The following is a 24,376-nucleotide window of genomic DNA, read 5'->3' as shown; positions in this document are numbered from 1 at the left end:
ATCGTTCGGATCTCTTTTTTATTACGTAGTAACGATTCTATGACGAGCTTTAATCTTACTCACGGGAGGTTCGGAAGAAAATATATTTTTTTCACCGATTTTATCATATAGACCGGTTGACTTTAACATTTCTTTCGGCTGGTGCTGTAAGCCAGAAATAACGACTTGGCTATGCGAATCTTTCAAACGTTCGACCACCTTCGATAGTAAAGCTTCTCCAGATGTATCAATAAAGGAGACTTGGCTCATTCGAAGCAATAAAACTTTCGGTTTCGCTTCAGCGATGTTATCAAAGGAATTTTCTAATACTTCAGCAGATCCAAAGAAAAGAGATCCTTGCATGGTATATTCCATCAACTCAGATTTGTGAGCGTTCTCAGATGTTTCCGCTAAAACCTTTGATATCTTCAGTGATCCGCTCATTCGTTTCACGAACATAACAATAGCTAAAAGTAGACCCACGCCTACACCTGTTGTTAAATCGATTGAAACTGTTAATAAAAACGTAGCTACAAGTACAAATGAATCAGCTGACTTGGTTTTTAAAATATGCGCAAATTCTTTACGCTCACTCATATTCCAAGCCACAAACATTAAAATAGGTGCCATACTTGCCAGCGGAATGTTTGATGCATAAGGAGCCAGCATCACAAGGACCAATAAAACAACTAAGCCGTGTATAACTCCTGATAACGGAGAAGCTGCGCCGTTTTTGATATTGGTCGCTGTTCTGGCAATGGCACCAGTTGCTGGAATTCCGCCAAATAGCGAGGTAGCGATATTAGCAATTCCTTGGCCCACAAGCTCTTTATTGCTATTATGCTTGGTTTTGGCCATATTATCAGCAACAACAGCTGATAGTAAAGATTCAATACCTCCAAGCATCGCAATTACGCAGGCAGCAGGAAATAGCATCACGATGTTATCCCATGTTAAATCTGGGAAGCTAAAAGATGGTAGTTTACTCGGAATGGCACCGTAAGTAGAGCCAATCGTTGCAACTTTTCCTGGGAACAGTGTAATGGCTACAAGTGTGGAGACAAGAAGACCTAGAAGGGCACCGGGAATTTTAGGTAAAAACTTTGGCGTTATAATCACGATAGCTAAACAAATAGCGGCTATGATGACGCTGTAAATGTTAATCGTTGCAATTTTTCGTAGGATTTCAATCATATTCAAATGAAATTCCTCATGTTTTGCAATTCCCTTTAGTCCTAAAAAGTTAGCGATCTGACCTGAGAAAATAATAATCGCAATTCCTGCTGTAAATCCAATCGTCACAGGGCGCGGAATAAACTTTATAAGTTTCCCTAGTTTAAATATTCCGAGAAGCGTAATCATAATTCCAGCCATAAAGCCGGCAATAATGAGGTTCTCATAACCATATTGCATGACAACTCCAAGCAGCACCGGAACAAATGCACCTGTTGGGCCTGCAATTTGAAATTTCGATCCGCCTAATATTGAAACCATAATCCCTGCGATAATGGTTGTATAAATCCCGTATTCAGGTCTTACACCAGAAGCGATGGCAAAGGCCATTGCTAAAGGAATAGCAACGACCCCAACAACCAAACCGGCGATAATGTCTTTTTGTAAATGCCCTGCTGAATAGCCTTGAAATCGGTTATCTTTTAGCATTCGATAAAATCCTCCTTCATGAGCTTACGGTTTCAGCTCGGTCTTGGGAATAGCCGTTTACAACGACGTCAAGTTTTCCTGTTGAAGGATGAATGACCATTCCAGAAACAAGCACGTCTTTTGGTAATAAAGGATGATTTCGAATCATATCCACACTGTTTTCGACACTATCTTCTACACATTCAAATCCAGTCAGCCATGATTCTAAATCAATACCAGCATATTTTAGATTACGAATTTGTTCCGTGCTAATCCCTCTTTGTTCAGCAGAGGCTAAAATAGCTTCAGCTTTCATACCCGTCATTCCACATTCATGATGACCGATGACACATACTTCATCAGCTTGCAAAGCATAGACGGCAACTAAGATACTTCTCATGACGCTTCCAAAGGGATGGGAGATAACAGCTCCGGCATTTTTAACTATTTTTGCATCTCCATTTTTTAGCCCCATAGCTTTAGGAAGTAATTCTAACAAACGTGTATCCATACAAGTTAAGATGACTATTTTTTTGTTAGGAAATTTGGATGTTTGAAAAGCCTCAAATTGATTATTTGTTACAAATTTTTCATTAAACTTTAAAACTTCAGATAGACAAGTCATTGTTTTCCTCCTGCGTTATTTATTTTTAACTTATTTTTTAGTCTAAAGATAAAGTTTAAAAACGAACTAAATAAAATATTAAATTTTTCTTAAAACATTCAGAAAAAACTTGTAAATAAATCAAATTTATATGCGTGAAATTATATAAGCGTATTCTTTCCTTCTTTTCACGAAAAAATAGGAATTATATGTTAAAATGGTACAAAGTTGGAATTGTCTAAAAGAATGGTAGAGAGGAGGAAGGCAAAAGTGAAGGCTCTTATAGCAATAGGCATTATTTTTTGTTGTTTAGTAGGGTGCAGTTCTAATGCTCAAGTCACCAATGACAAAGAAATGGGGCAAAATATTCAGCAATCATTTGAAAAAAAAGGTGTAAGCTCAGTCGATATATTGAAGTTAAGTGATTTTAAATGGGAAAAAGGATATTTATTCACAAACAAAAGCAAGAAAGCCGACGTAGAAAAACTTGTAAACGCACCGATCAGTGAAGAGGTGATGAAAAAAATATCTGCTGCTAATCAAATGTTTGTGTTTGTACATGAAGGAGAAGTTGTCCGCTATGTAGAACTACCCCAAGATTTCATAGCGCATGATAAAAACCAACTTGAATTTTCATCTTCTCATTCTGAACTAAAATTTAATAAAAAAAGGGAGGGCAAGCCTATAAAAGCAGGAGATAAAACGTTAAGTTCAGAAGATGCTTTAGCTGTAGAATCAATTATGAAACAAATTCAATGGAAAAAAGCTGATTACAGCGTCGCTCTTGACCCAGATGTACAGCTTACTTATGAAGGAGTCGTATACAATATACGATTCACCTCGGAGAGTGCGGAACTTACTTCTAAAAGACGAGGAGTGTACGGTAAAGTAACAGGAGAAACAGCACAGCAGCTATATGACATATTGATGTAACCTATTGATTTATCAATAGGTTTTTTGGTGCACATATTTTTTAAATTTACATAAAATGTCTTGGTATTGTTGACATTAACGTTAACGTTAATCTATAATGGTAATATAGAATTGACGTTAACGTTAATGTTAAAGGGTGGAGGGGAAAACATGTATCTAATCGATGACGTGACGAAAATGACAGGTTTGACCAAGCGTACTCTTCGGTATTATGAAGAGATTGGACTCATTTTACCCCCGCAGCGCACAAAAGGAAATGCGCGGATTTATTCAGAAGAAGAGGTAAAAGAACTAAGGAAAGTAGCAGAAGCAAAAGAAGTTCTCGGTTTTTCTTTACAGGAGCTACAGCAGTTTATGTCGCTCAAAAGAATGATTGAAGAAAGAAGTGAGCAGCAAGGATTATCAGCGAAAGAGATAACTAAAATAGAAAATTTACTGGAAAATCAAATCAAAATGATTGAATTTAAAGTGGTTAAAATGCAGGCATTTAAAACAGAATTAAAAGAAATGCGAGAATCTGCTATGGAAATACATAGAAAAAACAAAAACAAAAACAAAAGGAGAGATGAAAGAGTGGAAGGACAGCATTCAAATAACCGATTAGGTCAAATTATTACGGTAGTAGCTACTTTTTTAGCGTTTATGGGGATCGGGGTAGTAGATCCGATTTTACCAGAGATTGCTAAGCAAATTGGAGCTTCCCATTGGCAAGTAGAAATGTTATTTACTTCCTACTTGTTAATGATGGCTATTATGATGATTCCAGCAGGCATCTTAGCATCACGTGTAGGAGACAAGCGTTTGATGGTAACAGGACTTATCATTGTGACGATTTTTGCAGCGCTATGCGGGTTTTCTAACAATATTCCTCAGCTTTCCATTTTCCGAGCAGGATGGGGACTTGGTAATTCGTTTTTCTTTGCAACAGCTATGACGCTGCTTATTGCATTATCAGGTGAAGTGAAAAAAGCAGTAGGATTATATGAAGCTGCAATTGGTTTGGGAATGGCCGGAGGACCGCTTGTAGGAGGCGTGTTAGGAAATGCTTCTTGGAGATTGCCTTTTTTCGGTACAAGTGCTTTAATTTTTATCGCCTTTATTTTAGTATTAACGATTGTTAAACAGCCTACAAGCACTAAGCCTCGTAAAGCAGCGGGTTTTAAAGATATGGTTAAACTTTATAAATTAAAACCATTTACTCAAGGCGCTGTATCAGGCATGCTTTATTACTACGGATTTTTTACAGTGTTAGCTTATACGCCGCTTATTCTATCGATCGGAGCTCTTCAAATTGGTTTTGTTTTCTTTGGATGGGGATTATGTTTAGCTTATGGCTCAGCGGTTTTAGCACATCAGTTAGAAAAAAGATATCAGCCAAAACAAGTGTTACACGTTAGCTTAATTGTTTTTTCACTTATTTTAATTTGTTTATTTGCCTTTGATGCAACATGGTTGCGCATTGTTTTAATCATGGCAGCAGGTCTTGTATCAGGACTTAATAATGCATTATTTACGAGTCATGTCATGGAAGTATCTCCTTATGAACGAGGAATTACATCTGGAGGATATAATTTCTTAAGGTGGTTAGGTGCAGCGTTTGCTCCTTTATTATCAGGAGTTATTGGCAATGCCGTAGCGCCTCAAGCTCCTTTTCTCGTAGCAGCGATTCTTGGGTTGTTAGCTTTTGTTATTATGGTTATAAAAGTAAGAACAACTTCTCAAACGAATGAAGCTGTATCTAAATAAACGTTGAAATAAAAGGCTTTTTCCTGTAAAAAGCCTTTTATTTTGTTTTATGTTATAATAGTAAAAACGTTTTTAATCATAAAAATGAAACTCTTTACCAACTTGTACGTATACTTTATATGTACATAAATCTTTTTAGGAGCGTGATGCCCATGGCCACCTGTCAAAATTGTAATCATAAATGGAACTGGAGGACAACCTTTAAACAACTGTTAACATTTAGAAACGTTTTAGAATGCCCACACTGTGACAAACAACAGTATATCTCTGCAAAATCCCAAAAGCGATTATCAATCTACTCATTTGCACCCCTTATTATTTGGCTTATTCTCTCCCTATTTGACTTTTCCTTTCCATCCATTGTTGTCGCGGAGCTTATTTTCTTCATAGCAGCGGTTGTTATGATGCCACTTTCTTATGAAGTAAGCAGCGAAGAAGAACCCTTGTGGTAATAAAAAAACCTTCCGTTAAACGGAAGGTTTTTTATGCGGCTTTACCGTCTAGCTGTTGTCCATGATGGCGCTGATAATACACCCACCCAGCATTCAACAGTAGAAGAACACTCGTTGTTAAGAATACATAAGGAATTCCTTTAGCTCCGGCAATTTGTCCGCCAATAACTGGACCGGCTAAATTCCCGAAGTATTGTGCTGTTTGATTATAGCCAAACATTTTACCTGTAATCGAGTCCGGCACAATTTTCTTTAAATAAGAATTAATAGAAGGTAACAATCCTCCCATTGCAAAACCGAGTAAAAAACGCAGTAAGAATAGCTGCCAAGTACTATGCACAAAGGCCTGTAAGCCGCAAATAACCGCTACGATGAGCAGGCATATTTGAAGCACATTTTGAGGCCCAACGCGATCGCTGACTTTGCCAAGTCTGGATGCAGCTAAAATATTTGATATTCCTGTTGCCGCCACGACAAAACCTGAAATAAGGGCAAGGTGATCGGTATGAGTAGACAGTTGTTTTACATACAGTGTAACGATTGGCTGAATAGCCATAACCGCAAGCTGGAGTAAAAAAGTTGTAACAAATACACCAATCACGGCCTTTGAATTCTTAAGAGAAAGTAACCCAATGTTAGATTCTTTCGTCGTTTTCGCCGCCTCTTTTTTGTCTTCTTGAATTAAATTTACAATTAAAAAAGACAAAAACATAAATGCGCCCGTTACGAAAAAGACGTGGCGCAATCCAATTGTATCTCCTAAGTAGCCGCCTACTAGCGGTCCTAATAAAGATCCTGATACAGCACCTGTAGACAACGTCCCTAATGCTTTACCGCTGTGCTCTTTAGGTGTTTGAGTCGCTACTAACGTAATGGCCGCAGAGATGAAGCCGGAAACGGCCCCCATTAAAAAGCGCAGTCCGACAAGCTGATAGACATTTTGTACAAAACCAATAGAAGTCATAACAATTGCCATACCCAAGCTTGCCCGAAGGAGCATAAGCTTTCGCCCGTATTTATCGGCCAAACTTCCCCATAAAGGAGAAACAATAGCTGCCATTAAAAAGGTAGCTCCAAATGCAATACCAGCCCATCTGCTGATGGAGCTCGTATCGTGAACTCCCAGCTTTTCAATATAAAGCGGTAAAAACGGAATAACTAAACTCATCCCGGCCGTGGTGCAAAAAGAACCGAACCAGCAAATGTACAAGTTTCGTTTCCATAATTCCATTCTATTTCCTTCTTTCGTAGTGCCGCATGGCGTGAAAACAACAAAAGAGCGAAACCATACGGCCTGCTCTTTTAGCATACATGCAGCATCTTTTTATCGGTTTAAATTATACCATATATCAGAAATGTTTAAAAATAAAATGATTTACTTAGTGAACTATTAACGTGAAATGAAAATAGAAAGATATGCTTTGTTTACACTCGGCTTAGAACATAAAGTGACCCTTGGTTCCCTCATTACCTTATGCTCTAACAGTAGGGAATATGTAAAGAACTCATGCTGTATCGAAAAACGTGTCAGATAAGGTGCCCAAAATATATGTTGTCTCCGCAAATGTTGGCTATCTATTAAATAATGTGTAAAACAACCTGATAAATGGAGTGAATTTTCTGTTTTTTAACTTTATATTAAAACTATGTTCTCATTATTCATAATGTGCAGAGTGTTTTAAGGGGGACTTCATATTGGAACAGATGATTAGTACAATAAGTGAAATGATTTGGAGTACCTTTATCTATGTATAGGAGTGGGGCTTTTATTTACTATTCTCACTAGATTTGTACAAGTTCGGTATTTGAAAGATATGGTTATTTTATTGTTTAATGGAAAAAGTTCAGAGTCGGGCGTTTCGTCTTTCCAAGCGTTAACACTTGCTTTATCAGGGCGCGTAGGAGTTGGAAACATTGCGGGAGTTGCAACAGCAATTGCATTCGGTGGTCCAGGAGCAGTTTTTTGGATGTGGTTTATTGCTTTTATAGGTTCAGCTAGTGCATTTATTGAATCAACACTTGCTCAAATTTATAAAGTAAAAGATAAAGAAAATGTTTCATAAATCAAAAAAGTCAGCTGGGGTTATCCCGTTGGCTTTTTTTAGTTTGTGAAGCAGCTCTTTCGACCGCTTGAAAATGGTAATGATTCCTTCTTTTCGGGTATAATGTGGCATGAAGCGTCCTCAATTTATTTTCGTTTGAGCATTTATTTATAACAGAAGACATGTAAAAGGACGGTGGTATGTAAATAACTAAAAAAGAAAATGAATCCATTTATATTCAGCAGCATTTAGCAAATGAACGAACGTATTTAGCGTGGATTCGAACGTCTATTGCTACACTCGGCATTGGTTTTGTTGCAGGCGGCGTGCATTTCAATTCAGGAAAAAAAATAAAGTGAAGCAGCCGATACTCTTATTATTGCTGTTATCATCTTTTCTTTAGCTGCAAGTGCAGGTTTGCTTGTTTTCTCAACCTATCATTATTTTTCAACCCGCGAAAAAATTAACAGCCAAACGTATCAATCTTCTCACGCTTTGGTTATTTTTGTTTCAATGATTATGCTGATGCTGATCGGTGCTCTTATATTTTACTTTTTTAACATAGCGTAAAAAGTTTAAGATGTAAGAAAAAAGAAAATACAGTCCCAAAGAATTTACGGTTTTATGAAAGAAAAAGAAGATCTATTGATATGGTGGTAATGGCAGATGTAATTATAATAATATCTTCTTTATGAACCGGCTGTATAATTTTACAGGTTAAATTCTTTGTTAACGGCGGATAATGGAAAAGGAAAGCTTTATAAGCCGAAACTTATCTAATCCATGTTGAACATGAAAATTGAATATAAATTTCACTACAGGGTGAAGCGAAAGTAAAGGAGAACGCTGTATGATTCAAACATCTAAGACCGTTGCCGCTCGTTTTTTTACGGAGCGTTTCTTTGATCAGGCTGCTCAAACAGCCTACTATTTTTTGTTATCTTTTGTGCCGTTTATTATCTTTCTTTTTTCTCTGCTGAGTTTCTTTCCAATTGACACAAACAATTTGCTGATATTTATTGAACCATTTACGCCTAAAAGCGCCTACGACGTAATTGAACGGTCAATTGAAACAGTTAACAATAGCGGAAAAAAAGTTTTATCTTTTAGTTTATTGGCGACTTTTTGGCTCGCATCTATGGCTATACAATCTTTGGTTCGCTCGTTAAATGACGCCTATCATATTCAAAGAAAACAAACGTTTTTGCGCGGTTTAATCAATGATTTAATTTTGACTTTTGGTTTTATGGTTGTGGTAGCTATTTCATTGTTCGTACCAATTATTGAAGAGGTCATTCGACATTTGGTCCTAACAAAAGTCCATGTTCCTGATATATGGTTTCAAAGCTGGACAACAATTAGATGGGGAATTGGGACATTGTTTTTATTAGGCTTTTTTATTCTTTTTTACAAGCTGATGCCAAGTGCAAGAGTAACGTGGAAAGATGTACTTCCAGGAGCTGTTTTCTCCACGCTAGGATGGCAAGTTGTATCTACCGGATTTGGATACTATGTCCAGTTTGGAAGCTACTCACAAATCTATGGTCAGCTTGGAAGTATTATTATTTTAATGGTCTGGTTTTATTTAACGGCCGCTATTTTATTAATTGGCGGTTTAATAAACGGTAATAAGTTCATCAAAGCTCACAAGACGACATATAGAGACGCGGAAAATGACTAGGGAAACCTAGTCGTTTTTTTATATTCAGTTTTACAGTTAGAAAGTTTATCAAAAAAATATTGCGGGTACCTATTGAATATCTCGTTACCTTTTCCTGTACACACAACAAAAAAGCAGTAGGAGTTTACGTTGAGATGAGGTGGAAAATTGAATAATTTTAATCGGTTTTTAATCGCAATTATTGGAATTGCAGGACTGATTTGTTCCGGTATGTTAGCACTGATGGTCTATAGGGTTCCTCACCTTTCAAACTGGTTAGAAAAGTGGCGGCATCAGGAGTGGTTTTACTACACAATTTTGTCAATAAGCGCATTTTTAGCAGTTATTTTTATTATTTTTCTTTTAACAGGCATATTTAGCAGACCGCCTAAAAAGAATTTAGCAATTGTAACTGGTGAAGGCAAAATAACAATTTCTAAAGCAACGATCGAATCTACAGCTTTACGAGCAATTAGAAGCTTTCAGGGAATACGCTCTCCTGAAGTCCAGGCCTCTATTCATTCTCGCAAAGAAAAAGTTAGTCTGTATATCAACTGTTCGTTGTTTGGACGAGATGGACTACCGACACTAGGAAAAGAGATGCAGCTTGAAACAAAACGCGCCGTGGAGGCCTTACTGGAGCTTCCCGTTCACTCCGTCCGTATTGACTTAACAGATACACAAACACGAAAGAAAGAGCGTGTTGTGTGATGAAGGAGGGACATAATGAGTACTCCAGATAAATTGATTCCGTACCGTGGCCGGGTACTTGGTATTCTGGCAGGTTTAGTGTTGGCAATTTTGCTATTAACAATTGGTTTTGGTCCCACGCTGCTAATTGTAGCTTTTATGGGAATTGGTTATGTAATCGGGAAGTGGCGAGATGGTCATTTAGACCTGAATACTTGGGTAGGATTCTTTACTAAAGGAAGATAGAAAATCACTTTAAGGGAGATGTTCGTTATGGCAGTCAATGAAACAAATACAGCAGTAAAATCTCAGGAAAATACAAATCAAAATACATTAACATTTGAAGATCAAGTCATTAAAAAAATTGCTGGAATTTCAGCTAATGAAATTAAAGGAATTTTATCAATGAGCGGCGGATTTATGAGCGGCTTAACAGATCGCTTCCGCAGCACTGAAGATATCACAAAAGGGATTAACGCTGAAGTAGGAGAAAAGCAAGTTGCCCTTGATTTAAAAGTAATTGTCGAATACGGAAAAAATGTTCCATCCATTTTCTCTGAAACTGTTAATAACGTAAAAAAATCAGTTCACGATATGACGGGATTAGAGGTAGTAGAAGTAAATATGCACGTAGAGGACGTAATGACTCGCTCTGAATTTGAAGCGAAAACGGATCGAGACAAAGAGCAGGAGTCAAAGCGTGATCTTGAATAAAATATAAAAGGTAAACACTTCCATTCATCATATATTCTTTGTATGATGAATGAGAAGTGTTTTTTTGGAGGGGAGGGAAAATTCTGTGATTTTAGTTAGTTCCTGCTTAGCAGGTCAAGGGTGCAGATATAACGGAAGCAGTGCCTTGGTTAAGGAAATTGAAGCGCTTATTGAAAATAAAGAAGCGGTGATGATGTGTCCGGAACTGTTAGGTGGGTTTCACACGCCTAGAGAACCGGCAGAAATTATAAAAGGAACGGGAATAGACGTAATAAACGGACATGCGCGAGTTGTTGAACGATCAGGAAAAGACGTGACAGATATATACATAGACGGGGCCTATAAGGCACTGAACATCGCAAAAGAAATAAAAGCAACTATTATTGTTCTAAAAGAAAACAGTCCTTCATGCGGAAGTGAACAGATATATAACGGAGCATTTCTAGGTGTTAAAATAGCCGGTGAAGGGGTAACGACGGCGTTGCTAAGAAAGCATGGTTTTATCGTTATGGCAGAATCTCAATTTGCTGCTGAAATGCATGAAGATCAATCATAATACAAAAAAAGCGTACACCATGTGTGTACGCTTTTTTTTATAAAATCTTATTTACTGTGAAGCGTATCTGCTGTGCTTTCTGTTCGTGTTACAGCATAAAGAGAGCAGAAAAGGCCAAGCAAGACAAAAATAGAGCCGACCCAGCCGTTATAAACAACAGAGTATTGATTAACGATAATTCCTCCAACATAGGAGCCGATTGCAATTCCCACGTGTGAAATCGCTGCATTGGTGCTGATTAAAATGTCCGACGTGTCGCGTGCACTATGAATAATTAAATTGCTTTGAGCAGGTGAGACCGCCCAGCTGAGCGCACTCCAAATAATCATAAGAAGCAAGAACACAACAAATGGCAAATGAACGCCAAAAGGCATAGCAATCATGCTAATAAAAAAGAGAGCAATCATGGTGATAACAGACGAAGAAGGGTTCCATCTATCAGAAACAGCTCCTCCAAGTCCTCCTCCTGCCACGGCAGCAAGACCGAAAATACCATAAATAATGGTTACCATCGTTGTATTTAATCCTAGCGTTTCTTGTAAAAATGGCGTGAAGTACGCGTAAAGCGTTAAATGGCCCGCAAGTACAAACAATGTTGCTAGGTGAATAGCGAGCATTTTTTTATTGCGTAAAGCTTTTACCTGAGTTTTTAACGGTACAATTGGAGCAGGAGCTAGACGCTCCATTGTAAACCAAACGGTAATCATAATAATGGCAGTCAAAATTGCAATCATAACAAATACTTGACGCCAGCCAAGAGCATTTCCAATCAAAATACCAAGAGGAATGCCTAAAACAAGTGAGCCGCTGATTCCCATAAATACGATGCCAATTGCTCTGCCTTGATATTCAGGTTTTACCATTCTAGAAGCCATTGTGGTAGATAATACAATGATAAAAGAGCCGCTTGCAGCAGCAAGAATACGTCCAATTAGTAGCATATAATAGCCCGAACTGTAGGCTGAAAATACATTGCTCAATAAGAAAATAAATAATGTCCACATATAAACTTTTTTACGCTCTATCTTAGCCGTCACATTTAGTAAAATCGGCGCAGACAAGGCATAAACAAACGAATAAATAGAGATTAAATAACCTGCTTTTGCTAATGATACATGAAATGCATCGGCAATTAAGTCTAAGATGCCTCCTAGAATTAATTCGACCGTTCCAACAACAAAGGAAGCAATCGCAAGTATGTAAACTTTTTTATTCATCAAAAAACCCCCTCTTTAAAAAGTTACAACTAGAATAGTAACCTTTTTAAGAGAGGATTTCAATAGGTAATATTAAAAAGGTTACTAATGAATTAGTAACCTTTTTTTAATAACGCAGTCGAGTAAGCAGCTCCATGATCTCAGAATCTTGAAGAAGCTGCTCTTGATATTTCTTTGTAATATGGGTAAGTGCGACGTCATGATAAAAGAAGTCAGCAAAAACTTTTACAAGCGGCTGCGACATGGTTTTTATTGCTTTCCAGGTGTCATGTTCAATGCCCGCAAATAAAAGGTAAGCATCGTCCACAATAATCAACTGCGACGGCTCAAGGTTTTTATGATCATCTATTGGATTTAATGTATGTAAATGTTTGAGGGCAGTCTGCAAGTTTCCTATGGTTAAGACCTCGACGTTTACGCCTTGTTTCTCTTTTTCTTCGAGCAATGAGCGGTAATGTTCCAACTCATCATTCCAAGCCGATAAAATAATAGAACATTCCGCTTCTTGAATCAATTGTTCAATATGAGCAGAAATAGAGGATTTATCTTTTAAGCTCCAAACATGATCATCTGTAAACGTTTTTTTTATTTTATATGTTTTTAATTCATTAATGTCATTTTCAAAATCAGCAGTAAGTTTTTGAATGACGGTTTGAAGGGCTACCGCTGAATAAAGTTTCTTTTTCCCAGACAATGTATTTACTACAATGCCTTTATCAATTAAACGATTAAGTACTTCATAAATCTTTGCTTTTGGAACATGCGAATACGTGACAATCGAACTAGCATCCAGCGGACCTTCATTCGCAAGCAGCGCTTCATATACTTGACTTTCATACTGAGAAAAACCAAATTTTTGCAGCATAATTCTCTATTCATCATCCTTTCTTTTTTTAAGTATATCACGGTTTGTAAAAGTATTACTAATTGTAATTATATCTCATTAAACTATGTTCTAAAAAATCAATTAAAATAAAAAATAGGCTATTAAAGGGCCTTTACTGCGATAAAACTATTTTTAACTATGTGTTTTTCATACTAAAACACTCATCATCGGGTAAAGAAAAGAAAGAGGTGAAAAAAATGAAGAAAAATGAAGAACTACTGTTGAAAAAAATGAACATGAAACAGCAAAGAGAAGTTGCTGCTCAGCTGGAAGACGTATTGGATTCCTTACTGTCTCTTGAAGAAAAATTATGCTCAGCACCTGATAATAGCGAGTGGCTTTCTTTACAAGCTCAGCTTGAAAAAAGAGAACATGAGCTGAGATTTAAGCATAAAATGCTGTGTGAAGAATGGACTACACTATAAAAGACAGGCATTTTGTCTGTCTTTTATTGCATCTAAATTTTCATTACTCGAATAGGACTCACCATCAAAATAGCTAAAATAATCATAAGATAAGGATTTACGTAATAAAACATGCCAAGCAGTGCGATAATTAGAGCAGGAAAAGGAATAGGCAACCCTATAAAGTAACCTACGGTTGGATTTGCGCTAAATTTAGCTAATCTTAATGCCCCCAGGCTTGGATAAATCATAAAGGCTAGCACGGTTAGCCAAGAGTGAGGAGAAAGAGTATGAAACAACATTGCAGGCGCTACGCCAAAGCTTATAATATCAGCTAAAGAATCTAGCTCTACACCAAACTCACTGTTAACTTTTAGCTTTCTCGCAATTTTGCCGTCAAATAAATCGAAAAAAGCGGCTAGAAAAATAAAAATAGCAGCTAAGCGTTCGTAGCTGTTCATATTAAAGGCTATGGAAAATACGCCGCTTAGCAAATTTCCAATCGTAAAGAGATTCGGAACCCATTTTAACAGTCGAAGAATCAATGTCATACAACCGCCTTTCACAGTGTGTACGATTAGTGTAACTGTTAAATCGTATTATTATGTGAGATGCAAGATAAAAAGAAGGGAGTATTGAAAACTGGCTGTCATTTCTATAATATATATCGTATAATACGATAATAACTAAAAATGCGATATAAAGGAGCAGGATCATGAAAGTAGAGGAGTTAAACAGCTATTGGACGTCTATTTATTATCATTTGCACTATACGCATCAAGAGAAAATTACGCACCAAACCATAAGTCTTTTACAGCATATCGATAAATCATCTGCGGTTGGAATAAGAGAAATCGCGGATTATTTAACTATTTCACATAATACGGCATCTGAACATGTAAAGAGAAGTATCGAGAAAGGATATGTGTATAAAAATAGAGATATACAGGATGAAAGAAAAGTAATTCTGCATTTAACAGAAGCAGGAAAAGACATCTTAAAACGAAATTCAAGCTTGGACGAAGAAAAAATATCAGCTATTTTACGTGAAATGACAGCATCTGAAAAACAGCTGATTCAACAGGCTTTTCAGTTATTAAGCGAGCGTGCAAAACATGTATAGTATGATTAAAATTTTAATATCAGCTCTTATTATTGCAGGGGTAACAGAAATGGCCAAAAGATTTCCGACATACGGTGGAATTGTGGCTGCGCTTCCAATTGTGAGTTTACTAAGTATTGTATGGTTATCGGTGCAAGGAGAAAAAAAGGAAGTGGTCAGTCAGTTTACACTCGGCGTTCTTTATGGACTGCCAGGCACTATTTTATTACTTGCTGTCGTCTATATTTGTTTAAAGAACTCCCTTCATTTGTTTGTGAGTTTATCGATAGGAGTTATGTGTTGGGGCCTGTTTTTAGTCCTTCAAAAGATGGTGATTAAACTAATTACTACATAAACTGTTGGAATTTAATCCAATTTTCTGTAAAATAAAGGTCTAAGCAAAAGATAGGAGCTGAGTAGAGTTGAGTTTAGCAGAGAAAAAGTTAGAAATTGACCGAGTTGTCTTTATCGGGAGAACGTTTGAAGAGTATAAAGCTATGTTTAATTTGAATGAAAGGCACTTAAAAGGAAAAAAAGTGTTAGATTGTGCTAGCGGAGCTTGTTCTTTTACTGCTCATGCCTTGCAGCAAGGTACAACGGCTACTAGCTGTGATATTGCCTATACATTTACGGCAGAAGAGCTTGAAAAAAAGGGAAGTTTGGATTTAATTCATACGATGAATCAAATGCAGCGCGTACAGGAGCAGTATGTGTGGAAGTATTTTTCGTCTATTGATAATTTAACTGAACACCGAAAAAGAGCATTAAAAGATTGTATCGCTCATATGAAAAAGAACCCCGAAGCCTATCAGTACGGAGCCCTTCCTAATCTGCCGTTTCAAAAGAACGAATTTGATTTAACGCTTTGTGCAAACTTTTTATTTATGTACAGCGACCGGTTAGATTATGCGTTTCATTTAGAGGCTTTAAAAGAACTGATACGCGTTACAAAAGAGGAAGTGCGCTTGTTTCCTTTAACGGACCTGAGCGGCAAGATTTCTACCTATTTGCCGAAGTTGTTAAAAGAGATTGCGCCTCTAGTAAAAGGAACAGAAATAGCAGACGTCCCCTATGAATTTCAAAAAGGTGCCAATCAAATGCTGAAAATATATGTATAACAAATGTAATGAAGAAGCTGGGACAAAAGTATTTTAACCTAAGTGAAAAACGAACCCTTGATCAACATGTTTGATGAGTGGTTCGTTTTTTTGTCAGGGTAAACGTAGGTTTCATCTGTTTCATTCCTTTCAGCAGTTGATTGGAGGGCAAGGCGAAGACTCCTGGGGGAAAAGCGGAACAGGTGAGACCCCGCAGGAGCGGAAGCGACGAGGAGGCTCACCGTCTGCCCGCGAAAAGCGAATCCTTGCACGGAAATCAACTGCGTTGTCATAAGCCGTTCAGCTCATGTATCCCATTTGTTTATCTTTAGATTGGATTCATTTCGTCATGTCTCAACCTCTTTTAACATTCAAACGTTTTTTGGCAGTTTGAGTATGCTTCGTTATGGTTTCAGATCCAAGCGCTTTAGCTAAGCCGAACGACGGCATATTTACATACACTGATTCTTAATTCCATAAACAGGATAATATTCAATAAAAAAACGCGAGAGTTATGCACTCTCGCGTCTAAAAAAAGGTTTGTATTGCTGAACCATCATTTGCGAAGCAGCAATAAATAAAAAGATAAAGCCTCCACACATTAGCAACATGACAGCACCTATTCTCCATAAAAGCTTTGGCATCAGCATATCTCCTTTTTTGAAGTTATTACCTATAGTGTAAAGAATAGCTTGCAAAAATTCTAGTCATAACTAGATATAATTTTATGACTTTTTTAGACTGACTCTTCCTTTGAATCATCTTCATCAAAAATAGGAACTTCTGTATACGCTTCTTCTTTTTCGAAAGTGGAAGAAGAATTCTCTTTATCCTCTTGTGCAGGCTTCGTTTCACCAGAAGAAATATCTGATTTAGCGTTTTTTAACTCTTCCATATCTTTTTGGATTTGGTCCGTGAAATCTTTTGGTATAGCTCCACTTCCGTATGTAGCTCCGATGTTTAAAGCGCCGCCGAGCTCCTTAATGCCAACTTGGCCAATATTGTTGTTTTGTTCGTATTTATCAAGAAAAAATTTATCAATATGAATAGGCGGGGGAGCATTTTCTAAAAGTGCCGCTTTTTGATGAATCAATTTTATTTCTTCTTGAAGGGAAGATGTCCGTTTTAGCATGTCCACCTGTACTTCAGTTAAAAGCGACATGCTGCGTTCTAATGCTGAAACTCTGTGATCCAGTTCGGTCATTTTTTCGATATAAGGAGCCATTTGTTTTTCTACAGATTGTTCTACTAACCGAGTTATATCCATATAAGGTACAGCTTCTATCTTTTTATCGCGAGGGGGTTGCGTGGAGATGACTCGTTCCAATTGCGCTACTTTTTCTTTTAAAAAATGAAGCTGCCTAGCAGTCTCTTTCATATCTTTTGCATATGTTTGTTCAGTATTTTTATGAGCACTTCTTTGTGAAGATGAAGAATCGTTGGAAAGCGCGGGCTGAGCCTCCAGCTTTTTTTTGAGCATTATGAGAGAACCCATTTGCGGTTCGAGTTTTAAAAAACGGTTCATGTGAACTTCAAGCGTGTTAATACGCTTGATTTGATGTTTGAAGTCCGCTAGCTCAGTTTGAAGATGTTGGTTAGTCTGTTTGGGGCTGAAAAATCCTTTCATAGACATTTCGCTTCTCCTCATCTTGGGCTTATTTTCTCTGTAATCACAGTTAGATAAATACATATTGATCCAGTTTAGGAGTTAATATTAAATTTTTTGCATTTATAAATGCTTATGTGCAGCACTGAATTTCATTCGTAAAACTACTAAACCTTATTCAATATGAATACGCTCTTCTTGAAAAAACTGCCTGTGATAAGAAAGAATAAGCAGTCCATTTTCAAATTTTGCACGCAGATGATGCGCATCTGTAGGCTCTGGCAATTCAATAATTCGGTTAAAATCTCCAGAAGGTCGTTCTTGTACAACGGGCTGCCCTGTAATGAGAGGATGCGGCGAGCCTTTTAATAGAAGCCGGCTGCCTGAAACAGAAACGTGCAAGTTTTCTTTTAGATAGCCAGGCAGGTCAGCGATAACAATGATCTCGTGAGGAGTAACATAAATGTCGATAGGTGGAAAATTACTTCTAGGAGGTTGAGGAGCCTGATGTGAATCCTGAACATTCATATCCATATTTTCTTTCATAAATTCGTTAAAAGCAGTTTGATCAAAAACACCGTTCCAAAAGTCGTTTGTTTGATATTTTTTAGCGAATTCCATCCACTGCATAAGTTTATCAAAGTCCATATGGTTTCCTCCTTACCACACATCATAAAAAGATGGAATTTGAATATAGTTTGAAAAGGGGGTGGTTTAAATGGCAGGTGCATCTATAAATATTAATATTTTAATGCTAAAAATAAATTCCTTTGAAAATGCGTCTGCAGTAAATATCGGACAGAATTTACTAGCAGACTGGAATAATTCAGATAAAAAAACACAGGGGTTTGGGCAGAATTTCGGTGATGATAGCGGCTTTATAGGAACGAGAAGCTGTGTCGATGATCGAGATCAAATTGACAGCCCATCATCTTTTCAAAAAGTCCCCATTTCATAGAAAGAGCCTAATAAATATAGCCAGTTCAGATGCAGGTTATATTTATTAGGCTTCAGATTGAATACTGATAGACGAATAGATGAAGGTATGCTGCTAGTCATGTTCGTTAGAGGCGGTGTAGAAGCTTAAATTACGCTGTTTTTAACTGAGTTTGAATCGTTTACATCTGAATCTATAATCCACGAGAACGGAGTTACGTTTGGAGAAAAATCTCCGTTTGATTCTCCTAGTCCTTGATTACGTTTATAAGATACGAACACGTCAAGCTGCTGATTAGGTCCTATGCTTAAAACGGATGAATTATCCAGAACGTTCACTTTGAAGGCTTGTAAGTTAATGACCATAGGCGAAAAAATCATATGGTTTCCTCCTTATTTATCATTTTTTGTTGCAAATGCATCTACATAATCATTATCTACAGTTTTGTAAGCAGATCCTGCTGAAAAACATTGATCAGCGAGCTGCTGTCCGAAGGCCTGATTTTTCTTTGCTGTGACATACCTTGTAACTTTTAACGTATTTCCAATAGAAATATTACTTGCTTGATCAGCACTGCGAACGTTCAATTTTCCTAGGTTGATTTTTGTTGAGTCAAATAGCATATTATTCTCCTTTCAAACGACAGTTCTTCTAAGTCTTTAAAAGCTTGTTGTAGCTTCCTTGAAAATATGAATAATACATGGATTCATTCCGAGAGCAGAAGTAGCCTACTGTAGCGTATTTTAGTTCTCCACAAAACGTGAAAAGATTTTAAAAAATTAGTAGTAAAAGGAGGGAATAATAAAAATGCACGAAATTTTATATGCTGTAGAAAGATCAACAGTAAAAAGCGTGTTGGCAACGATTGTTCATGTAGAAGGATCCTCATATTTAAAAGAAGGAACGTCCATGCTGTTTCAAGAAAATGGGGAGAACATTGGGATGTTAAGCGCTGGTTGTGTAGAAGCAGATATTGCCGAGCGCGTAAAAGAGTTGTTCGACACTGAGCGCGTATTAACCGTTACGTACAATTTAAAAGAAGAAGGTGACGCAGGATGGGGACAAGGAGCAGGCTGCAATGGAATTCTCTATATTCTCCTAGAGCCTGTAACTGCGAGGATGAAGCAAAATCTTTTGCGGGTAAAACGTCATTTAGATAATCGAAATCCCGTTTTACATATTAAAAAATTAGACAAAAACTTTATTCAAACAACCTCTTTTTATGTACAAAAGACAGGCGAAACATTTGGTGCAAATAGCGACGAATTATCTTTTACAACAGATGATTGGAATGGGAGAAAGAGTGGTATTCAACTTTCAAATGGCTCCCTGCTCACATATGCTCATCTATATAAACCAAAGCCTCGTCTAGTTATCTGGGGAGCAGGTGCCGATGCAAAATATTTAGTATCACTTGCTGCTAATACGGGTTTTTTTATTACTTTATGCGACTGGAGACCGGCTTTATGTAATAAGGAACATTTTCCGCTAGCAGAGGAAATACATATTGGATTTCCAGAGGAAGTAGACAAACAATTGTCCATTCAAAGCGATGATTTTGTTGTGATCATGACGCATAATTTTTCTCGCGATCAAGAAATTCTCTCGCTATTAAAATCAAAAGCTATAAAGTATATAGGAGTTTTAGGATCTAAAAAGCGAACACTTCGATTATTGAATGCTGATATTTCTTCACGCATTCATTCCCCGGTGGGGCTTTCTATAGGAGCGGTAGGCCCGCAGGAAATTGCCGTTAGTATTCTTGCTGAATTAATTCAAAACCTCCGAATGTATGATAAAAAAAAGGGATGAAAATGTCCGGGGTAAATATTGTTGGTGTTTATCTTGCCGCCGGAGCTAGTAAAAGGATGGGCAGCAATAAGCTGCTGCTGCCTTTAGGGAATGGATGTTTGGGGAGTAAAGCTTTACGAAAAGCGGTTTCTTCAAAAGTAAATCATACGATAGTAATAACAAAGAAAGGAGATTCTCTTGAGTGGATTGACCCTATTCTTTTTTCAGAAGCATATCAGCAGAAGTGGAGTCATACTTCTTGTAGTAGCGCCTTAAAATGTCAGTCTGCGTCTTTAAAGTGCGGATTAAAAAAAGCAAAAGAATTAGGCGCTGATGCTATTATTGTGCTGCTAGCAGATCAGCCCCTTGTAAGTATCATGCTGATTAATACATTTATTTCTCTGTTTGAGAACCATTCCTCCGTTCCGTTTATTTCATCTTTTTATCAAGGAATTGCCAGAGCGCCGGTTTTATTTTCAAAACAAATGTTTTCAAGCTTGGATAAGCTGCAAGGAGATCAAGGGGCAAGAAAAATCATAAGACAAAGTGGACTTGAAAATGGAATGTTTTATGAATGTACCGATGCTTCCCTTTTTATGGATGTTGATACAAAACAAGCGTATGAACGCATTAAAAAGATATACAAAGAGAAACGTGGACTGTTTTGATTGATGGAGGTGAAAAGAGTGGATGTCCTTGGAAAAAGCGTTATTCGAAAGGATGCATTAGAAAAAGTAACGGGTACGGCTAGGTACACAAATGATTACATGTTTAAAGGGTCCCTGCACGCCAAAATAGTAGTCAGCCCTTACGCACATGCAAGAATTCAAGCAATAGACGTCCAAGCGGCGATTGCTATTCCCGGTGTTCACGCGGTTGTGACGGGAGAGCATTTGCCGTTAACCGGAGAAGGAGTTCGTGACCGGCGACCGCTTGCATTTGAAAAAGTACGGTATCACGGAGAAGCCGTAGTCCTAGTAGTAGCAGAAAACCCAGCACTCGCTGAGCGTGCGGCGAGTGCTGTTCATATTCAATATGAGCCGTTACCTGTCGTTCATTCTCCTAGTGCCGCTATTGAGCCAAATTCTCCTTTAGTGCATGAAAATATGCACACTTACAAGCACGATGAAACGGTGTATCCAGAGCCAGGGAGCAACGTAGCTAACAGAGTTAAAATACGAAAAGGCAATATGGAAGAAGGTTGGCGTAAAAGTGAGCTAGTAGTGGAAGAAACATTTTCTTTGTCTCCTTCAGATCACGCGGCAATGGAAACAAGAAGCGCCGCTGCTGAAATCCTTCCGAATGGAGTAGTTAAAATTACCACTTCTTCTCAAGCTCCTTTTATGGTGAAAAAATTAATCAGTGAGTACTTTAAAATTGAAGCGGGAAAAGTGGTCGTTGAAACACCGCTAGTAGGAGGAGGCTATGGAGGAAAAGCGGCTGTCCAGCTAGAGCTGCTGGCTTATTTAGCTTCAAAAGCAGTTGGGGGAAGACTGGTTAGAATATTGAACACAAGGGAAGAAGATATGCTCACTTCGCCTGTTCATATCGGTCTAGATGCCAAAATCAAGCTAGGTTGTTCCAAAGAGGGAATTTTGCAGGCTGCCGACATTCTTTATTTGTTTGACAGCGGTGCTTATGCAGATAAAGGAACGGACCTGAGTAAAGCTGCAGCAGCTGACTGTACGGGACCTTATCGTCTTGAACATATTTTTTGTGATTCATTATGTGTATATACAAATCACCCTTACGCTTCTCCTTTTCGAGGATTTAGCCACTCGGAACTATTATTTGCGTTCGAGCGCACGATGGACATCCTTGCTAAAAAAGCAGGTATAGATCCTTTGGAGTTTAGAGAAAAAAATGCTATTTTGCCGGGCGACACTACGCCTACGCAAGTCCGTTTAACTTCTAGCAGCGTCGGTAACTTACCGGAATGTATTCGTCGCTTGAAGCAGCTGATCAAATGGGAGGAAGGGCAGAGAATGGTTCATGAAAACGGCCTTATTACTGCCAAAGGGATTAGCTGCGTCTGGAAAACCTCCACTATTGAAACAAACGCAGGTTCCGGTGTTATTCTAACATTCAATCCGGATGGAAGCGTAAATTTAATGTCTGGCGTTATTGAATTAGGCACGGGGACGAAAACCGTGCTCGCGCAAATATTGGCTGAAAAATTGCAGATGCGCGTGGAACGTATTCATGTGCGAATGGAAGTAGATACTCAAACGACTCCTGAACATTGGAAAACGGTGGCTAGCAGAGGAACTTTTATGGCAGGAAGAGCGGTTTTAGAAGCCGCTGAAGATGTGATTAACCAATTAAAAAAGATAGCTTCTTGTATATTTCGAGCTTCTGAAGAAGATATCGAAATAAAAAATGAAAAAGTTTTTTTACGGGATGAGCCTGAGACTTCTTTGAAATTTAAAGAAATTGTGTATGGCTATAAATATCCGAACGGAAATGCAATTGGAGGGCAAATCATAGGGAGAGGAAACTATATTTTAAGAGGCATGACCTACTTGGATAAAGAAACGGGAGCTGGGCGTCCAGGGCCTGAATGGACGGTAGCAGCTGAAGGAGTTGAAGTGGAATATAACCCTAGAACGTATAGATATCGTATTGTAAAAGCTATTTCTGTTATTGATATAGGAACCGTGCTAAACGAGAAAATGGCACGAGGGCAAGTCATGGGTGCGATGAGTATGGGACTATCGTTTGCAGGCAGAGAAACATTTTGGTTTGATTCAAATGGCCGTATTTTAAATCCTCAGCTTCGGAAATATCGTCCTCTTCGCTACGGAGAGCATCCGGAGTACGTAGTAGATTTTGTTCATACACCTCAATTAGATGCGGCGTACGGAGCTAGAGGAGTCGGAGAACACGGGCTGCTTGGAATGCCTGCTTCTTTAGGAAACAGCTTAACTGCGGCAGCAGAAATAGAATTAAATCAACTTCCTCTTATTCCAGAATTGATTTGGAGAATGAAAGAAGGGAATGCAGATGATTTCGTTTGACTTTGAATATTATAAACCTGCAACTGTTTCAGAAGCAGTTGCCTTGTTTCAAGAGTTAGAGAATCAAGGCAAACAGCCGCGGTATTATGCTGGCGGCACCGAAGTTCTGACATTAGGCAGATTGGGTTTGTTTGTTACCCATGCTGTTATTGATATAAAAAATATACCTGAACTTCAACAAACCGAAGCTAATGAAGATTGGATGATTTTTGGTGCAGGAGTAACGTTAACTGAACTGGAAGATAAAAATTTGTTTCCTTTATTAAGTAAGTCTGCTAGCGAAGTGGCTGATCACACGGCTCGAAATAAAATAACGCTAGGAGGAAATATTTGCGGGCATATTTTTTATCGAGAAGCGGTATTGCCGCTGCTTTTAACGGATAGTCAACTTGCGGTGGCAGGTCCTGCTGGAACAAATATCTATTCGATTCACGATCTTTTTAACCGGCGTTTGCAGCTGGAAAACGGAGAACTTCTTGTTCAGGTGTTTGTTGAAACGAAGTATGCTGCCCTGCCATATATGAGTATAAAAGAGCGCCAGCAGTGGGATACAGGATATCCGTTAGTGACAATAGCAGCGTTAAAAACAGAAGGAACCATTCGAGTAGCTTTCAGCGGAGTATGTTCGTTTCCTTTTCGCTCAGCAGAAATAGAAGAAATGCTAAATCATAAAGAAACGCCATTAGAAGCTCGAATTCAAACTGCTCTTGAGTATATACCCGCTCCGATTTTAAATGATGGGGAAGGGTCGGATCGCTACCGCAAATTTGTGATTAAAAATTTATTGTTTGATATTTTCACAGAGCTGGGGGGAACGTAATGTGCTAAAAGATGAACGGTATAGAATAACAATTAAGCTAAAGGTTAATGGTGAAGAAAAAATGGTTGATATCCGAACAGCAGATACGTTGCTTTATGTATTAAGAGAAAAGCTGGGCCTTACCGGAGCAAAACCAGGCTGTTTAAACGGGGACTGCGGAGCTTGTACAATAGGGATAAATCAGCGGCCAATGAAATCTTGCCTCATGTTAGCGGCAGAAACAGAAGAGAAAGAAATAATGACTATAGAAGGGCTGAAGAGTTCACCTATGCAAAAAGCTTTTATTGAACACTTTGCTTTTCAGTGCGGTTATTGCACATCGGGTTTTATCATGAATGCTCATTTGCTTTCCAAACACCATCCTTCAGGCAGTGACGATATTATAAAGGAGTGGCTTGCTTCCAATATATGCAGATGTACAGGGTATAAAGAAATTGAAGACGCAGTAAAATCTGTTTTACACTTTTCGGAGCGGGAGTGAG

The 24,376-nt window shown here is 38.1% G+C and carries 31 protein-coding genes and 2 pseudogenes; 22 read left to right on the top strand and 11 right to left on the bottom strand.

Annotation, left to right across the window (positions count from 1 at the left end; translation table 11 throughout):
- Positions 1 to 21: 21 nt before the first annotated feature.
- Both N178_RS08225 and N178_RS08220 read right to left on the bottom strand, forming a co-directional pair.
- A complete protein-coding gene (locus N178_RS08225; RefSeq protein ID WP_045291720.1) occupies positions 22 to 1,641 on the bottom strand; it encodes a SulP family inorganic anion transporter in 1,620 nt (539 codons plus the stop codon).
- 16 nt (positions 1,642 to 1,657) lie between these two features.
- Complete coding sequence (locus N178_RS08220; RefSeq protein ID WP_013057294.1) at positions 1,658 to 2,245, bottom strand: beta-class carbonic anhydrase; 588 nt, start codon at positions 2,243 to 2,245, stop codon at positions 1,658 to 1,660.
- A 249-nt stretch (positions 2,246 to 2,494) separates the two neighbouring features.
- Here N178_RS08220 and N178_RS08215 point away from each other — a divergent pair, with 249 nt between their 5' ends.
- The 4 genes and pseudogenes from N178_RS08215 to N178_RS08205 all read left to right on the top strand — a co-directional run bounded on the left by N178_RS08215 (position 2,495) and on the right by N178_RS08205 (position 5,355).
- Positions 2,495 to 3,157, top strand: a complete 663-nt coding sequence (locus N178_RS08215) for a hypothetical protein (protein ID WP_045291719.1) — start codon at positions 2,495 to 2,497, stop codon at positions 3,155 to 3,157.
- Positions 3,158 to 3,283: 126 nt separating this feature from the next.
- Positions 3,284 to 3,457 (top strand): annotated as a pseudogene (locus tag N178_RS27490) (MerR family DNA-binding transcriptional regulator); the annotation flags it as partial.
- Positions 3,458 to 3,730: 273 nt separating this feature from the next.
- Positions 3,731 to 4,903, top strand: coding sequence for an MFS transporter (locus tag N178_RS08210; protein WP_045291818.1), 1,173 nt, complete (start codon positions 3,731 to 3,733; stop codon positions 4,901 to 4,903).
- Positions 4,904 to 5,055: 152 nt separating this feature from the next.
- Positions 5,056 to 5,355 (top strand): TIGR04104 family putative zinc finger protein, encoded by a 300-nt coding sequence (locus tag N178_RS08205; RefSeq protein WP_016764349.1) that lies wholly within the window; start codon positions 5,056 to 5,058, stop codon positions 5,353 to 5,355.
- Between the two features lie 31 nt (positions 5,356 to 5,386).
- Here N178_RS08205 and N178_RS08200 read toward each other — a convergent pair whose 3' ends face one another.
- The gene (locus N178_RS08200; RefSeq protein WP_045291817.1) at positions 5,387 to 6,586 is read right to left on the bottom strand and encodes a multidrug efflux MFS transporter; all 1,200 of its coding nucleotides are present in this window, start codon (positions 6,584 to 6,586) and stop codon (positions 5,387 to 5,389) included.
- Positions 6,587 to 7,059: 473 nt separating this feature from the next.
- Here N178_RS08200 and N178_RS08195 point away from each other — a divergent pair.
- The 7 genes and pseudogenes from N178_RS08195 to N178_RS08170 all read left to right on the top strand — a co-directional run.
- Positions 7,060 to 7,397: pseudogene (locus N178_RS08195) on the top strand (alanine:cation symporter family protein); the annotation flags it as partial.
- Between the two features lie 206 nt (positions 7,398 to 7,603).
- On the top strand, positions 7,604 to 7,756 hold the full coding sequence (locus N178_RS28020; protein ID WP_420329700.1) for a YidH family protein: 153 nt from the start codon (positions 7,604 to 7,606) through the stop codon (positions 7,754 to 7,756).
- Between the two features lie 491 nt (positions 7,757 to 8,247).
- The gene (locus N178_RS08190) at positions 8,248 to 9,078 is read left to right on the top strand and encodes a YihY/virulence factor BrkB family protein (protein WP_013057287.1); all 831 of its coding nucleotides are present in this window, start codon (positions 8,248 to 8,250) and stop codon (positions 9,076 to 9,078) included.
- Between the two features lie 147 nt (positions 9,079 to 9,225).
- Positions 9,226 to 9,768 (top strand): alkaline shock response membrane anchor protein AmaP, encoded by a 543-nt coding sequence (gene amaP, locus N178_RS08185; RefSeq protein WP_016764345.1) that lies wholly within the window; start codon positions 9,226 to 9,228, stop codon positions 9,766 to 9,768.
- 15 nt (positions 9,769 to 9,783) lie between these two features.
- Complete coding sequence (locus N178_RS08180) at positions 9,784 to 9,993, top strand: DUF2273 domain-containing protein (protein ID WP_045291717.1); 210 nt, start codon at positions 9,784 to 9,786, stop codon at positions 9,991 to 9,993.
- Between the two features lie 27 nt (positions 9,994 to 10,020).
- The gene (locus N178_RS08175) at positions 10,021 to 10,461 is read left to right on the top strand and encodes an Asp23/Gls24 family envelope stress response protein (protein ID WP_045291716.1); all 441 of its coding nucleotides are present in this window, start codon (positions 10,021 to 10,023) and stop codon (positions 10,459 to 10,461) included.
- Positions 10,462 to 10,546: 85 nt separating this feature from the next.
- Positions 10,547 to 11,017, top strand: coding sequence for a 2-thiouracil desulfurase family protein (locus tag N178_RS08170; protein ID WP_045291715.1), 471 nt, complete (start codon positions 10,547 to 10,549; stop codon positions 11,015 to 11,017).
- A gap of 47 nt (positions 11,018 to 11,064) precedes the next feature.
- Here the strand turns inward: N178_RS08170 and N178_RS08165 are convergent, their stop codons facing one another.
- Positions 11,065 to 12,234 carry an MFS transporter gene (locus tag N178_RS08165; protein ID WP_045291714.1) on the bottom strand — a complete coding sequence of 390 codons (1,170 nt, stop codon included), beginning with the start codon at positions 12,232 to 12,234 and terminating at the stop codon, positions 11,065 to 11,067.
- Positions 12,235 to 12,340: 106 nt separating this feature from the next.
- Entirely contained in the window at positions 12,341 to 13,099 is a 759-nt protein-coding gene (locus tag N178_RS08160) for a TrmB family transcriptional regulator (protein WP_045291713.1), read from the bottom strand.
- 218 nt (positions 13,100 to 13,317) lie between these two features.
- On the opposite strand from N178_RS08160, the gene N178_RS08155 reads away from it, so the two are divergent.
- Positions 13,318 to 13,545 (top strand): hypothetical protein, encoded by a 228-nt coding sequence (locus tag N178_RS08155; protein WP_045291712.1) that lies wholly within the window; start codon positions 13,318 to 13,320, stop codon positions 13,543 to 13,545.
- 32 nt (positions 13,546 to 13,577) lie between these two features.
- Here the strand turns inward: N178_RS08155 and pssA are convergent, their stop codons facing one another.
- Positions 13,578 to 14,069 carry a CDP-diacylglycerol--serine O-phosphatidyltransferase gene (pssA, locus tag N178_RS08150; protein ID WP_170923481.1) on the bottom strand — a complete coding sequence of 164 codons (492 nt, stop codon included), beginning with the start codon at positions 14,067 to 14,069 and terminating at the stop codon, positions 13,578 to 13,580.
- Between the two features lie 170 nt (positions 14,070 to 14,239).
- On the opposite strand from pssA, the gene N178_RS08145 reads away from it, so the two are divergent.
- From N178_RS08145 to N178_RS25820, 4 genes are all read left to right on the top strand, one after another.
- A complete protein-coding gene (locus N178_RS08145; RefSeq protein WP_045291710.1) occupies positions 14,240 to 14,647 on the top strand; it encodes a MarR family winged helix-turn-helix transcriptional regulator in 408 nt (135 codons plus the stop codon).
- A complete protein-coding gene (locus N178_RS08140) occupies positions 14,640 to 14,981 on the top strand; it encodes a DUF3147 family protein (protein ID WP_045291709.1) in 342 nt (113 codons plus the stop codon). Before N178_RS08145 ends, N178_RS08140 begins: the two co-directional genes overlap by 8 nt.
- Before the next feature lie 67 nt (positions 14,982 to 15,048).
- Positions 15,049 to 15,744, top strand: coding sequence for a class I SAM-dependent methyltransferase (locus N178_RS08135; protein WP_045291708.1), 696 nt, complete (start codon positions 15,049 to 15,051; stop codon positions 15,742 to 15,744).
- A 73-nt stretch (positions 15,745 to 15,817) separates the two neighbouring features.
- Complete coding sequence (locus N178_RS25820) at positions 15,818 to 16,018, top strand: hypothetical protein (protein ID WP_080890161.1); 201 nt, start codon at positions 15,818 to 15,820, stop codon at positions 16,016 to 16,018.
- Between the two features lie 217 nt (positions 16,019 to 16,235).
- Here the strand turns inward: N178_RS25820 and N178_RS27790 are convergent, their stop codons facing one another.
- The 3 genes from N178_RS27790 to N178_RS08125 all read right to left on the bottom strand — a co-directional run bounded on the left by N178_RS27790 (position 16,236) and on the right by N178_RS08125 (position 17,977).
- Positions 16,236 to 16,367: a hypothetical protein gene (locus tag N178_RS27790; RefSeq protein WP_013057274.1), complete on the bottom strand. Its 132-nt coding sequence runs from the start codon at positions 16,365 to 16,367 to the stop codon at positions 16,236 to 16,238.
- A gap of 92 nt (positions 16,368 to 16,459) precedes the next feature.
- Positions 16,460 to 17,356: a hypothetical protein gene (locus N178_RS08130; RefSeq protein ID WP_045291707.1), complete on the bottom strand. Its 897-nt coding sequence runs from the start codon at positions 17,354 to 17,356 to the stop codon at positions 16,460 to 16,462.
- A gap of 147 nt (positions 17,357 to 17,503) precedes the next feature.
- Positions 17,504 to 17,977 (bottom strand): Hsp20/alpha crystallin family protein, encoded by a 474-nt coding sequence (locus N178_RS08125; RefSeq protein ID WP_045291706.1) that lies wholly within the window; start codon positions 17,975 to 17,977, stop codon positions 17,504 to 17,506.
- Between the two features lie 70 nt (positions 17,978 to 18,047).
- Here N178_RS08125 and N178_RS08120 point away from each other — a divergent pair, with 70 nt between their 5' ends.
- A complete protein-coding gene (locus N178_RS08120) occupies positions 18,048 to 18,287 on the top strand; it encodes a hypothetical protein (RefSeq protein WP_013057271.1) in 240 nt (79 codons plus the stop codon).
- A 125-nt stretch (positions 18,288 to 18,412) separates the two neighbouring features.
- Here N178_RS08120 and N178_RS08115 read toward each other — a convergent pair whose 3' ends face one another.
- Positions 18,413 to 18,646, bottom strand: a complete 234-nt coding sequence (locus N178_RS08115; RefSeq protein ID WP_013057270.1) for a hypothetical protein — start codon at positions 18,644 to 18,646, stop codon at positions 18,413 to 18,415.
- Between the two features lie 12 nt (positions 18,647 to 18,658).
- Positions 18,659 to 18,889 carry a hypothetical protein gene (locus N178_RS08110; RefSeq protein ID WP_045291705.1) on the bottom strand — a complete coding sequence of 77 codons (231 nt, stop codon included), beginning with the start codon at positions 18,887 to 18,889 and terminating at the stop codon, positions 18,659 to 18,661.
- Positions 18,890 to 19,073: 184 nt separating this feature from the next.
- Between N178_RS08110 and N178_RS08105 the strand changes: the two genes are divergently transcribed.
- The 5 genes from N178_RS08105 to N178_RS08085 are packed head-to-tail and all read left to right on the top strand — an operon-like array spanning position 19,074 to position 24,375.
- Complete coding sequence (locus N178_RS08105) at positions 19,074 to 20,078, top strand: XdhC family protein (RefSeq protein ID WP_045291704.1); 1,005 nt, start codon at positions 19,074 to 19,076, stop codon at positions 20,076 to 20,078.
- 2 nt (positions 20,079 to 20,080) lie between these two features.
- Positions 20,081 to 20,725, top strand: coding sequence for an NTP transferase domain-containing protein (locus tag N178_RS08100; RefSeq protein ID WP_045291703.1), 645 nt, complete (start codon positions 20,081 to 20,083; stop codon positions 20,723 to 20,725).
- A gap of 3 nt (positions 20,726 to 20,728) precedes the next feature.
- Positions 20,729 to 23,074: a xanthine dehydrogenase family protein molybdopterin-binding subunit gene (locus N178_RS08095; protein WP_045291702.1), complete on the top strand. Its 2,346-nt coding sequence runs from the start codon at positions 20,729 to 20,731 to the stop codon at positions 23,072 to 23,074.
- On the top strand, positions 23,061 to 23,894 hold the full coding sequence (locus N178_RS08090; RefSeq protein ID WP_045291701.1) for an FAD binding domain-containing protein: 834 nt from the start codon (positions 23,061 to 23,063) through the stop codon (positions 23,892 to 23,894). The genes N178_RS08095 and N178_RS08090 overlap by 14 nt, the downstream gene beginning before the upstream one ends.
- A gap of 1 nt (position 23,895) precedes the next feature.
- Positions 23,896 to 24,375, top strand: coding sequence for a (2Fe-2S)-binding protein (locus N178_RS08085; protein ID WP_045291700.1), 480 nt, complete (start codon positions 23,896 to 23,898; stop codon positions 24,373 to 24,375).
- Position 24,376: the final 1 nt, after the last annotated feature.

It is taken from the genome of Priestia aryabhattai B8W22, assembly GCF_000956595.1.
GTDB classification, from domain to species: domain Bacteria; phylum Bacillota; class Bacilli; order Bacillales; family Bacillaceae_H; genus Priestia; species Priestia aryabhattai.
Note: the sequence above shows the minus strand (reverse complement) of the source record. Positions and strands in the feature narration are given on the sequence as shown.

Bases quoted from the DNA above. Each gene is read 5' to 3' on its own strand.
- N178_RS08090 (WP_045291701.1), top strand. From the start codon at position 23,061: ATGATTTCGTTTGACTTTGAATATTATAAACCTGCAACTGTTTCAGAA.
- N178_RS08095 (WP_045291702.1), top strand. From the start codon at position 20,729: ATGGAGGTGAAAAGAGTGGATGTCCTTGGAAAAAGCGTTATTCGAAAG.
- N178_RS08220 (WP_013057294.1), bottom strand. From the start codon at position 2,245: ATGACTTGTCTATCTGAAGTTTTAAAGTTTAATGAAAAATTTGTAACA.
- N178_RS08120 (WP_013057271.1), top strand. From the start codon at position 18,048: ATGGCAGGTGCATCTATAAATATTAATATTTTAATGCTAAAAATAAAT.
- N178_RS08160 (WP_045291713.1), bottom strand. From the start codon at position 13,099: ATGCTGCAAAAATTTGGTTTTTCTCAGTATGAAAGTCAAGTATATGAA.
- N178_RS08125 (WP_045291706.1), bottom strand. From the start codon at position 17,977: ATGGACTTTGATAAACTTATGCAGTGGATGGAATTCGCTAAAAAATAT.
- N178_RS08190 (WP_013057287.1), top strand. From the start codon at position 8,248: ATGATTCAAACATCTAAGACCGTTGCCGCTCGTTTTTTTACGGAGCGT.
- N178_RS08100 (WP_045291703.1), top strand. From the start codon at position 20,081: ATGTCCGGGGTAAATATTGTTGGTGTTTATCTTGCCGCCGGAGCTAGT.
- N178_RS08105 (WP_045291704.1), top strand. From the start codon at position 19,074: ATGCACGAAATTTTATATGCTGTAGAAAGATCAACAGTAAAAAGCGTG.
- N178_RS08110 (WP_045291705.1), bottom strand. From the start codon at position 18,889: ATGCTATTTGACTCAACAAAAATCAACCTAGGAAAATTGAACGTTCGC.
- N178_RS08130 (WP_045291707.1), bottom strand. From the start codon at position 17,356: ATGTCTATGAAAGGATTTTTCAGCCCCAAACAGACTAACCAACATCTT.
- N178_RS27790 (WP_013057274.1), bottom strand. From the start codon at position 16,367: ATGCCAAAGCTTTTATGGAGAATAGGTGCTGTCATGTTGCTAATGTGT.
- N178_RS08155 (WP_045291712.1), top strand. From the start codon at position 13,318: ATGAAGAAAAATGAAGAACTACTGTTGAAAAAAATGAACATGAAACAG.
- N178_RS08175 (WP_045291716.1), top strand. From the start codon at position 10,021: ATGGCAGTCAATGAAACAAATACAGCAGTAAAATCTCAGGAAAATACA.
- N178_RS08145 (WP_045291710.1), top strand. From the start codon at position 14,240: ATGAAAGTAGAGGAGTTAAACAGCTATTGGACGTCTATTTATTATCAT.
- N178_RS08200 (WP_045291817.1), bottom strand. From the start codon at position 6,586: ATGGAATTATGGAAACGAAACTTGTACATTTGCTGGTTCGGTTCTTTT.
- N178_RS25820 (WP_080890161.1), top strand. From the start codon at position 15,818: ATGAGTGGTTCGTTTTTTTGTCAGGGTAAACGTAGGTTTCATCTGTTT.
- N178_RS08225 (WP_045291720.1), bottom strand. From the start codon at position 1,641: ATGCTAAAAGATAACCGATTTCAAGGCTATTCAGCAGGGCATTTACAA.
- N178_RS08140 (WP_045291709.1), top strand. From the start codon at position 14,640: ATGTATAGTATGATTAAAATTTTAATATCAGCTCTTATTATTGCAGGG.
- N178_RS08180 (WP_045291717.1), top strand. From the start codon at position 9,784: ATGAGTACTCCAGATAAATTGATTCCGTACCGTGGCCGGGTACTTGGT.
- N178_RS08165 (WP_045291714.1), bottom strand. From the start codon at position 12,234: ATGAATAAAAAAGTTTACATACTTGCGATTGCTTCCTTTGTTGTTGGA.
- N178_RS08115 (WP_013057270.1), bottom strand. From the start codon at position 18,646: ATGATTTTTTCGCCTATGGTCATTAACTTACAAGCCTTCAAAGTGAAC.
- N178_RS08205 (WP_016764349.1), top strand. From the start codon at position 5,056: ATGGCCACCTGTCAAAATTGTAATCATAAATGGAACTGGAGGACAACC.